At 69.9% G+C, this 9649-nt stretch carries 8 protein-coding genes; 7 read left to right on the top strand and 1 reads right to left on the bottom strand.

Features of this window, described 5'->3' with window-relative positions; all coding sequences use genetic code 11:
• Positions 1-1069 (top strand): hypothetical protein (locus AC27KI_RS14680; protein WP_487114468.1); only part of this gene is annotated, 1069 nt, incomplete at its 5' end.
• Between the two features lies 1 nt (position 1070).
• Here AC27KI_RS14680 and AC27KI_RS14675 read toward each other — a convergent pair.
• Positions 1071-2147 carry an AraC family transcriptional regulator gene (locus AC27KI_RS14675; RefSeq protein ID WP_284429625.1) on the bottom strand — a complete coding sequence of 359 codons (1077 nt, stop codon included), beginning with the start codon at positions 2145-2147 and terminating at the stop codon, positions 1071-1073.
• 141 nt (positions 2148-2288) lie between these two features.
• On the opposite strand from AC27KI_RS14675, the gene AC27KI_RS14670 reads away from it, so the two are divergent.
• The 6 genes from AC27KI_RS14670 to AC27KI_RS14645 all read left to right on the top strand — a co-directional run.
• Positions 2289-4028, top strand: a complete 1740-nt coding sequence (locus AC27KI_RS14670; RefSeq protein ID WP_487114466.1) for an AMP-binding protein — start codon at positions 2289-2291, stop codon at positions 4026-4028.
• Positions 4025-5629: a carboxyl transferase domain-containing protein gene (locus AC27KI_RS14665; protein ID WP_272565326.1), complete on the top strand. Its 1605-nt coding sequence runs from the start codon at positions 4025-4027 to the stop codon at positions 5627-5629. The genes AC27KI_RS14670 and AC27KI_RS14665 overlap by 4 nt, the downstream gene beginning before the upstream one ends.
• A gap of 37 nt (positions 5630-5666) precedes the next feature.
• The gene (locus AC27KI_RS14660; protein ID WP_487089854.1) at positions 5667-6833 is read left to right on the top strand and encodes a dienelactone hydrolase family protein; all 1167 of its coding nucleotides are present in this window, start codon (positions 5667-5669) and stop codon (positions 6831-6833) included.
• A gap of 79 nt (positions 6834-6912) precedes the next feature.
• Positions 6913-7701, top strand: a complete 789-nt coding sequence (locus AC27KI_RS14655) for an enoyl-CoA hydratase/isomerase family protein (protein ID WP_487114464.1) — start codon at positions 6913-6915, stop codon at positions 7699-7701.
• An 11-nt stretch (positions 7702-7712) separates the two neighbouring features.
• Positions 7713-8432, top strand: a complete 720-nt coding sequence (locus AC27KI_RS14650; RefSeq protein WP_487114462.1) for a DUF4126 domain-containing protein — start codon at positions 7713-7715, stop codon at positions 8430-8432.
• On the top strand, positions 8433-9649 hold a 1217-nt coding region (locus tag AC27KI_RS14645; RefSeq protein ID WP_487114460.1), incomplete at its 3' end, for an acetyl-CoA carboxylase biotin carboxylase subunit. It abuts the gene before it with no gap.

Genomic DNA, 9649 nt, shown 5'->3' with positions numbered 1-9649 from the left:
CCACCCGGCCGACAGCGCCACCGCCACCGACCGCCGGGGGCCTGCGCCGCAGAAGTTCGCGGGACACGCCAGCGCCCATGCCCGGCGGCCGGGCGCGCCACCGATCGTTCCGCTGAAGCCGACGGTCGCGCAGGTGCTGTCCAGCATCCCGCTGCATGAAGTCGACCGCATGACCCCGATGCAGGTCAAGCAGTTCACGAAGCTCCTGGGCGGGCGCACCCTGGGCGTGGACCCGGCGCTGCTGGCCCGGAACTGGAAGCTGCTGCGCAGCCAGTTCAAAGGGCCTGAACTGCAGCAGTTGCTGCTGAAGAAGACTGCCGCCGTGATGAAGTTCCTGACAACGCCGGCACTGCCGAAATCGCCTGCGGCCCAGGTGCTGGCCGTGTTCCAGCTGCATGAAATCGATCGCATGGACCCACCGAGGCTGAAGGATCTCGTGGCGATCCTGGGCGGCCATGCCCCGGGCAAGGGCCCCGAGGTCCGTGCCGAGAACTGGCAGCGGCTGCGCGAGAACTTCACTGAGCCGGAGCTGAAGCAGTTGCTGTTGAACGACACCGCCGGTGTGGTGGATTTTCTGACGGCTTTGCCGCCTCCGCCGAAAGCGGGCGCCGGAGGTGCCAAGGCGGATGCCGGCCCCAAGCCAGACACCGGTCCCCAGGCCGATGCCGGGCCTCGGCCGAACGCGGAGCCCAAGCCGAATGCAGGTCCCCGGCCGAATGCGGGCGCCGGGCGGCAGGAGGCGCCGAAGTTCTCCGCCCAGGTGCAGCAAGCGCCGGCGGCGGTGCCCGCGGCCGCAGGAGCCAAGCCCATCGCCCTCGCCGGGATGAAGCGGGAGGCGGCGTTCCAGGCGCTGAAGGACCGTGGCATGTCGCACGCGCAACTGCAGCAGATGCGGCAGGATTTTCTCGATCAGGTCAACCACGGCAGCGGCGCGTCGGGCGACGCATTGAGCGCCAAGTACCAGGCGTTCATCACCGACGACCTGTCGCAATCGGGCACATTGCGCAGCTATGCCAAGCTGTTCGTGCGCCCCATTCCTGACGAGGCCGCCGCCGCCGGCAAGGCTTAGGTCACACGCCCTGGCCGAATCCACCCCCGCCCGCCAGCCGGGCGGCGCGGCGGAACGCGGCGGGGGACTGCCCCGTCCAGCCCCGAAACGCGCGGATGAAGCTCTTTTCGTTGAGAAAGCCCGCGGCCTGCGCCACCTGCTTGATCGGCCGGTCGGTGCGGTGCAGCCATTCGATGGCGCGGTGCTGGCGCACCTCGTCTTTCAGCGCCTGCAGCGACGCGCCTTCTTCCTTGAGCTGGCGGTGCAGCGTGCGCGGCGACAGGTGCAGCCGCTCGGCCAGCGCGTCCGCGCCCTGCAGCGTGCCAGTGTCGGCTGCCAGCGCCTGCCGCACGCGCTGCACCAGCAGGCGGTCGCGCCGGTACTGGCGCACGGTCAGGGGCAGCGCGCGCTGCAGCATGGTGCGCAGCGCGTTCTCGTCGCGCTGCAGCGGCATCGCCAGATAGCGCGCATCGAAGCGCAGCGCGGCATGCGGCGCGCGGAAGGCGATGGGGCCGGCGAACAGCAGCGGATAGGCCGCCTGGTGCGGCGGTGGCGCGAAAGGAAAATCCGCGCCCTGCAGCGGCAGGCGCGAATCGATGAGCCAGCAGGCCAGCCCCAGCGCGTTGCGCAGCATCGAGACCAGGCAGAACTCGCGCAGCGTGCCCAGGTCGCGGTGTTCGGTGATCGCCAGCGTGGCGGTGGCGCCGTCGCTGGTCAGGTGCAGGGCGATGTCGTCGGTCAGCAGGCCGTGGTGGCGGCACCAGCGCTGCAGGGCCAGGCCCAGGTGCGGCGCGCTGATCGAGGCCCGCGCCAGCATGCCGTAGCTGCCCCAGGGCAGGCGCCGGCCGAACCAGCCCAGGGCCTCGTCGTCCAGTTCGCGCATGGCGCCGTCGGAGAGCTGCTCCATCTGCAGCGCCGTGATGCGCCCGTGCGGATGCGCGATGTCCGATGGCGTGATTTGTGCCTGCCGCAGCACGGCCGAGGCGTCCATGCCGCGCTGGGTGTAGGCCTGCACGATGGCCCGCACGAAGGCCATGGGCGTGGCAGCGGTGGGCGCGTGGGGGGCGGTGCGGGGCAGGGCGGTGGCGGGTTCGGGCATGGGGGGAGTTTGCCTTGTGTGGCGCATATTGCAACCTTTGTGACCCCATCTGTCATGCGGTCCGGGCCCGGGCGGGCGTATGCTGCGGCCCATCGCCGTTCCCGGCCGGGCCGGGGGCGTGCCACACGAGGAGACATTGCCATGGACCCAGTGAGCCCGACCGCCCCGTTGACTTCCGCCTTTGCACGCGGCAGCACGGCGGTGCCCCTGATCGAGCAGACGATCGGCGCCTTCTTCAGCGACATGGCGCAGCGCCAGCCGGACCGCGAGGCGCTGGTGAGCGTGCACCAGGGCCTGCGCTACACCTACGGCCAGCTGCACACCGAGGTGCGCCGCCTGGCCAGCGCGCTGCTGGGGCTGGACCTGAACCCGGGCGACCGGGTGGGCATCTGGTCGCACAACAACGCCGAATGGGTGCTCATGCAGCTGGCCACCGCGCAGGTGGGCCTGGTGCTGGTCAACATCAACCCCGCCTACCGCACGTCGGAAGTGGAATACGCGCTCAACAAGGTCGGCTGCAAGGCGCTGGTGACCATGGCGCGCTTCAAGACCAGCGACTACCTGGGCATGCTGCGCGAACTGGCGCCGCAGTGGGCCGCCGGCACGCCTGGCGCACTGCAGTCCGACCGGCTGCCGCAGCTGCGCACGGTGGTGTGGATCGACGGTGCGCCGGGAGACGCGGCGGGCGGCGGCGACTCGCCCGGCCTGCTGCGGTTTTCCGAACTGATGGCGCGCGGCGACGCGCAGGATGCGCGCATCGATGCCGTGGCCGCCACGCTGGACGCCAACGACCCCATCAACATCCAGTTCACGAGCGGCACCACGGGCTTTCCGAAGGGCGCCACGCTCACGCACCGCAACATCCTGAACAACGGGTTCTTCATCGGCGAGTGCATGCGGCTCACCCCCGAGGACCGGCTGTGCATTCCCGTGCCGCTGTACCACTGCTTCGGCATGGTGCTGGGCAACCTGGCCTGCCTCACGCACGGCGCGGCCATCGTGTACCCGAGCGACGGCTTCGATCCGCTCAAGGTGCTGGAGACGGTGCAGGCCGAGCGCTGCACTGGCCTGCACGGCGTGCCCACGATGTTCATCGCCGAGCTGGACCACCCGCGCTTCGCCGAGTTCGACCTGTCCACGCTGCGCACCGGCATCATGGCCGGCTCGCCGTGCCCCATCGAGGTGATGAAGCGCGTGGTGAGCGACATGCACCTGTCGGAGATCACCATCGCCTACGGCATGACCGAAACCAGCCCGGTCAGCTGCCAGAGCAGCACCGAGACGCCGCTGGACAAGCGCGTGTCCACCGTGGGCCAGGTGCAGCCGCACCTGGAGATCCAGATCATCGACCCCGAATCCGGCGCCGTGGTGCCCGTGGGCGAGCGCGGCGAGCTGTGCACGCGCGGCTACTCGGTCATGCACGGCTACTGGGACGACCCGGCCAGGACCCGCGAGGCCATCGACGATGCCGGCTGGATGCACACCGGCGATCTGGCCACCATGGATGCCGAGGGCTACGTGAACATCGTCGGCCGCATCAAGGACATGGTGATCCGCGGCGGCGAGAACGTGTACCCGCGCGAGATCGAGGAGTTTCTCTACCGCCACCCGCAGGTGCAGGACGTGCAGGTGGTGGGCGTGCCCGATGCCCGCTACGGCGAAGAGCTGTGCGCCTGGATCATCGCCAAGCCCGGCACGGCCGCACCCACCGAGGACGACATCCGCGCGTTCTGCAAGGGGCAGATCGCGCACTACAAGGTGCCGCGCTACATCCGATTCGTCGCCGAGTTCCCGATGACGGTGACCGGCAAGATCCAGAAATTCAAGATCCGCGACGCCATGAAAGAACAGCTCGGCCTGCAGGAAAGCACCACCGCATGATCCTCGAATCCCAACTCAATGCCCGCTCGGCCGACTTCCTGGCCAATGCCGCCGCCATGCGCGCCCTGGTCGATGACCTGCGCGCCCGCACCGCCCAGGTGGCCCAGGGCGGTGGCGAAGCTGCCCGCGCCAAGCACACGGCCCGCGGCAAGCTGCTGCCGCGCGAGCGTGTGCAGATGCTGCTGGACCCCGGCACGCCGTTCCTCGAACTGGCGCCCCTGGCCGCGCTCAACATGTACAACAACGACGCGCCCGGCGCCGGGCTGATCGCCGGCATCGGCCGCGTGAGCGGCGTGGACTGCATGGTGGTGTGCAACGACGCCACGGTGAAGGGCGGCACCTACTACCCCATGACGGTGAAGAAGCACCTGCGCGCGCAGGAGGTGGCCGCGCAGAACCACCTGCCGTGCATCTACCTGGTGGACTCGGGCGGCGCCAACCTGCCCAACCAGGACGAGGTGTTTCCCGACCGCGACCACTTCGGCCGCATCTTCTACAACCAGGCGCACATGAGCGCGCAGGGCATCGCGCAGATCGCCGTGGTGATGGGCTCGTGCACCGCCGGCGGCGCCTACGTGCCGGCCATGAGCGACGAATCCATCATCGTCAAGAACCAGGGCACCATCTTCCTGGGGGGCCCGCCGCTGGTGAAGGCGGCCACGGGCGAGGTCGTGACGGCCGAGGACTTAGGGGGCGGCGACGTGCACACGCGCCTGTCCGGCGTGGCCGACCACCTGGCGCAAAACGACCTGCACGCGCTGCAACTGGCCCGCAACGCGGTGCGCAATTTGAATAGAAACAAGGCCCATGCCGGGGAATTGCATGCCTCTGTTGCTCCTAAATTCATAGCGGATGAGCTGTACGGCGTGATTCCGGTGGACACGCGCAAGCCCTTCGATGTGCGCGAGATCATCGCCCGCATCGTCGACGGCAGCGAGTTCGACGAGTTCAAGGCGCGCTACGGCACCACGCTGGTCACGGGCTTCGCGCGCATCGAGGGCATGCCCGTGGGCATCATCGCCAACAACGGCATCCTGTTCAGCGAGTCCGCCCTCAAGGGCGCGCACTTCATCGAGCTGTGCTGCCAGCGCAAGATCCCGCTGGTGTTCCTGCAGAACATCACCGGCTTCATGGTGGGCCGCAAGTACGAGAACGAGGGCATCGCGCGCAACGGCGCCAAGATGGTCACCGCCGTGGCCACCGCCGCCGTGCCCAAGTTCACCATCGTCATCGGCGGCTCGTTCGGCGCGGGCAACTACGGCATGTGCGGGCGGGCGTATTCGCCGCGCTTCCTGTGGATGTGGCCCAACGCGCGCATCTCCGTCATGGGCGGCGACCAGGCCGCGAGCGTGCTCGCCACCGTCAAGCGCGACGGCATCGAGGGCAAGGGCGGCCAGTGGAGTGCCGAGGAAGAAGAGGCCTTCAAGGCCCCCATCCGCCAGCAGTACGAGAGCCAGGGCCACCCCTACTACGCCACCGCGCGGCTGTGGGACGACGGCGTGATCGACCCCGCCGACACGCGCCGCGTGCTGGCGCTGGGCCTGTCGGCCACGCGCAATGCGCCCATCGAAGACACGAAGTTCGGCCTGTTCCGCATGTGACCGCCAGCCTGCCGAAGACTCCGACGCAGATCCCGCCATGACCCTTCGCCGACACGCCCTGGCCTGGCTGCTGCGCTGCGCGCTGCTGCTGGGCGCCTTGCCCGCCCTGGCGCAGCTGGCGCCGTCCACACCGCCCACGCTGGATGCCACACTGCACGAGCAGATCGTGATGGTGCCCAAGGGCGAAGGGCTGCTGGCCACCGAGCTGGAAACCACCGTGTACCGCCCGGCGGGCACGGGCCCGTTTCCCGTCGTCGTGATCAACCACGGCAAGGCCAACGGCAATCCGCGCCTGCAGGAGCGTGCGCGCTACCTGGCGGCCGCCCGCGTGTTCGTGGAGCGCGGCTACCTCGTGGTGATCCCGATGCGCCAGGGCTTCTCGCGGTCCACGGGCGCCTACCTGGGCAGCGGCTGCAACGTGGAAGGCAATGGCCGCAACCAGGCCGAGGACGTGCAGGCTGCCCTGGCCTACGTGCGCCGCCTGCCGGATGCGGACAGCCAGCGCATCGTGGTCGTCGGCCAGTCGCACGGCGGCCTGACCACCCTGGCGCTGGGCACGCTGAACCCGCCCGGCGTGCGCGGCCTCATCAATTTCGCCGGCGGACTGCGGCAGGAGCAATGCCCCGGCTGGGAAAACAACCTGGCCAGCGCCTTCGGTGCCTACGGCCAGGGCACGCGCCTGCCGTCGCTGTGGTTCTACGGCGACAACGATTCGTACTGGCCCACCTCGCTGTACCGCGACATGTACGCGCGCTACGTGGCCGCCGGTGGGCGGGCGCAGCTGGTGGCGTATGGCCGGTTCGGAACCGATTCGCACCGGCTGTTCGCCTCGCAAAGCGGCGTGCCGATCTGGCTGCCGGAGGTGGAGCGCTTCCTGGCCGGCCTGGGCCTGCCGTCCCGGCCGGTGACGCACATTCCGATGATGCCGCACGACAGCGCCGTGCCCCGGGCCACCGACGCCTACCCCGTCGCCGATGCGTCGGCCATCCCCTACGTGCGCGATGCGGCGCGCGAGGGTTACCGCAAGTTTCTCGCGGCGCCGTGGCCGCGGGCCTACGCCATCGCGCCCAGCGGCGCCTGGGCCTACTACTACGGCCGGGCCGATGCCATGGCCGCGGCGGTGGCCCGCTGCAACGAAAACGCCAAGGCGGCGACCTGCCACCTGTATGCCGTGGACGACCACGTCGTGTGGGAGGCGCCATGAGGCCCCGGCATTGGTCCGCCGCACGCATCCGGCCGCATCCGCGCCCGGCTTTTTCTCCAGAGCACCGAGGACCCAACCCATGAATTCCGTCCAGACGGCCTATGACGGCGCCGTGGCGCGCATCACGCTGGCGCAGCCCGATCTGCGCAACGCCTTCAATGACGAAACCATTGCCGCGCTCACCGACGCCTTCGCGCAGGCAGGCAGCCGCGACGGCGTGCGAGCCGTGGTCCTGGCCGCGCAGGGCACGGCCTTTTGTGCCGGCGCCGACCTGAACTGGATGCGCCGCATGGCCGACTACACGCGCGAGGAGAACGTGGCCGACGCCGGCGCGCTGGCCGAGATGCTGCGCACGATCTACGAGTGCCCCAAGCCGACCATCGCCCGCGTGCAGGGCGACGTGTATGCCGGCGGCATGGGCCTGGTGGCGGCCTGCGACATGGCGGTGGCCGTCGACACGGCGGGCTTTTGCCTGTCGGAGGTGAAGCTGGGGCTCATCCCGGCGACCATCAGCCCCTATGTGATCCGCGCCATGGGCGCGCGCGCCGCCCACCGCTATTTCCTGACCGCCGAGCGCTTCGGCGCGGCCGAGGCGCTGCACCTGGGCTTCGTGCACGCGGTGGTGGAGTTCGAGCAGCTCGACGACACGGTGGATGCCTGGCTCAAGGCGCTCACCAGCGCCAGCCCGGCAGCGGTGCGCGCCTGCAAGCGGCTGGTGCAGGACGTGGCGGGCCGCGATATCGATGCCGCGCTCATCGCCGCCACGGTGCAGGGCATTGCCGACATCCGCGCCAGCGACGAGGGCCGCGAGGGCGTGCAGGCCTTCCTGCAAAAGCGCAAGCCCTCGTGGCTGGTGGGGCCGGGCTGACCGGGGACGGCATGGACGCGCTCTGGCTGCACATCGTTCAGTGGCTCCACGCCGCAGGGCTGCACGTGGACCCCGGCACCGCCCGCGACGTGGCGGCCGGCGCGGCCCAGGCCACTTCGGCGATGGACCTGCCGGGCCTGCTGGCGCTGGCCGCTGCGCTCGGCTGGGCCAGCGGGTTCCGGCTCTATGCGGTGGTCTTCATCGTGGGGCTCATGGGCGCGGGTGGCTGGCTGCCACTGCCTGCCGGGCTGCACGCGTTGCAGCACCCGGCCGTCCTCACCGTGAGCGGGCTGCTGCTGTGCGTGGAGTTCTTCGCCGACAAGGTGCCCTGGCTGGACAGCGCCTGGGATGCGGTGCACACCGTCATCCGCATCCCCGGCGGCGCGCTGCTGGCCGCGGGCGTGTTCGGCGCCGACAACGCCACCATGGGCCTCGTCGCGGGGCTGCTGGGCGGCTCGCTCTCGGCCACGGCACTGGCCACCAAGATGACCACGCGCGCCGCGGCCAACACCTCGCCCGAGCCGTTCTCCAACTGGCTGCTGTCGTTCTTCGAGGACGGCCTGGTGGTGGCCGTCGTGTGGATGGCCACGCAGCACCCGGTGCTGTTCGGCATCGCGTTGGTGGTGATGCTGGTGCTGTCGGCGCTGCTGCTGATCGTGCTTTTCAAATTCCTGCGTGCCGTGCTGCGGCGCGTGTCGTCCCTTTTTTCCGGTCCTGCGAAGGTGGTTTGAATGTTCTCCAAAATCCTGATTGCCAACCGCGGTGAAATCGCCTGCCGTGTGGCCGCGACCGCCCGCCGGCTCGGCGTGAAGACCGTGGCCGTGTATTCCGATGCCGACGCCGGTGCCAAGCACGTCGCCGCATGCGACGAGGCCGTGCACATCGGCGGCAGCTCGCCCAAGGAAAGCTACCTGCAGTGGCAGCGCATCATCGACGCGGCCCGGGCCACGGGCGCGCAGGCGGTGCACCCCGGCTACGGCTTCCTGTCGGAGAACGAGGAGTTCGCCCAGGCCTGTGCGGATGCCGGGCTGGTGTTCATCGGCCCGCCCCCGTCCGCCATCCAGGCCATGGGCCTGAAGGCCGAGTCCAAGCAGCTCATGGAAAAGGCCGGCGTGCCCCTGGTGCCGGGCTACCACGGCGCCGACCAGGACCCTGCGCTGCTGCAGCGCGAGGCCGACCGCATCGGCTACCCCGTGCTCATCAAGGCCAGCGCGGGGGGCGGCGGCAAGGGCATGCGCGCGGTGGACCGGTCGGAAGACTTCGCCGCCGCCCTGGCGTCGTGCCAGCGCGAGGCCATCAACAGCTTCGGCGACGACGCGGTGCTCATCGAGAAATACGTGCAGCGCCCGCGCCACATCGAAATCCAGGTGTTCGGCGACACCCTGGGCAACTGCGTGTACCTGTTCGAGCGCGACTGTTCGGTGCAGCGGCGCCACCAGAAGGTGCTGGAAGAGGCCCCGGCCCCCGGCATGACCCCGGCCATGCGCGCCGAGATGGGCAACGCCGCGGTGGCCGCTGCGCGCGCGGTGAACTACGTGGGTGCGGGCACGGTGGAATTCATCGTGGAGCAGCGGGCCGATGGGTCCATGGACTTCTTCTTCATGGAGATGAACACCCGCCTGCAGGTGGAGCACCCGGTGACCGAGGCCATCACCGGCCAGGACCTGGTGGAGTGGCAATTGCGCGTGGCCTGCGGCGAGCCGTTGCCGCTGGCGCAGGACCAGTTGCGCATCGGCGGCCATGCCATCGAGGCGCGCATCTGCGCCGAGAACCCCGACAACCAGTTCCTGCCCGCCACCGGCACGCTGCAGGTGTACCGCAAGCCCGCGGCCACCAGCTTCGAGCGCGCGTCCCTGGGCAGCGGCGGTGTGCGCATCGATGACGGCGTGCGCGAGGGCGATGCCATCAGCCCCTTCTACGACTCGATGATCGCCAAGCTCATCGTGCA

This window comes from Acidovorax sp. KPB24-03 (assembly GCF_057546605.1).
Note: the sequence above shows the minus strand (reverse complement) of the source record. Positions and strands in the feature narration are given on the sequence as shown.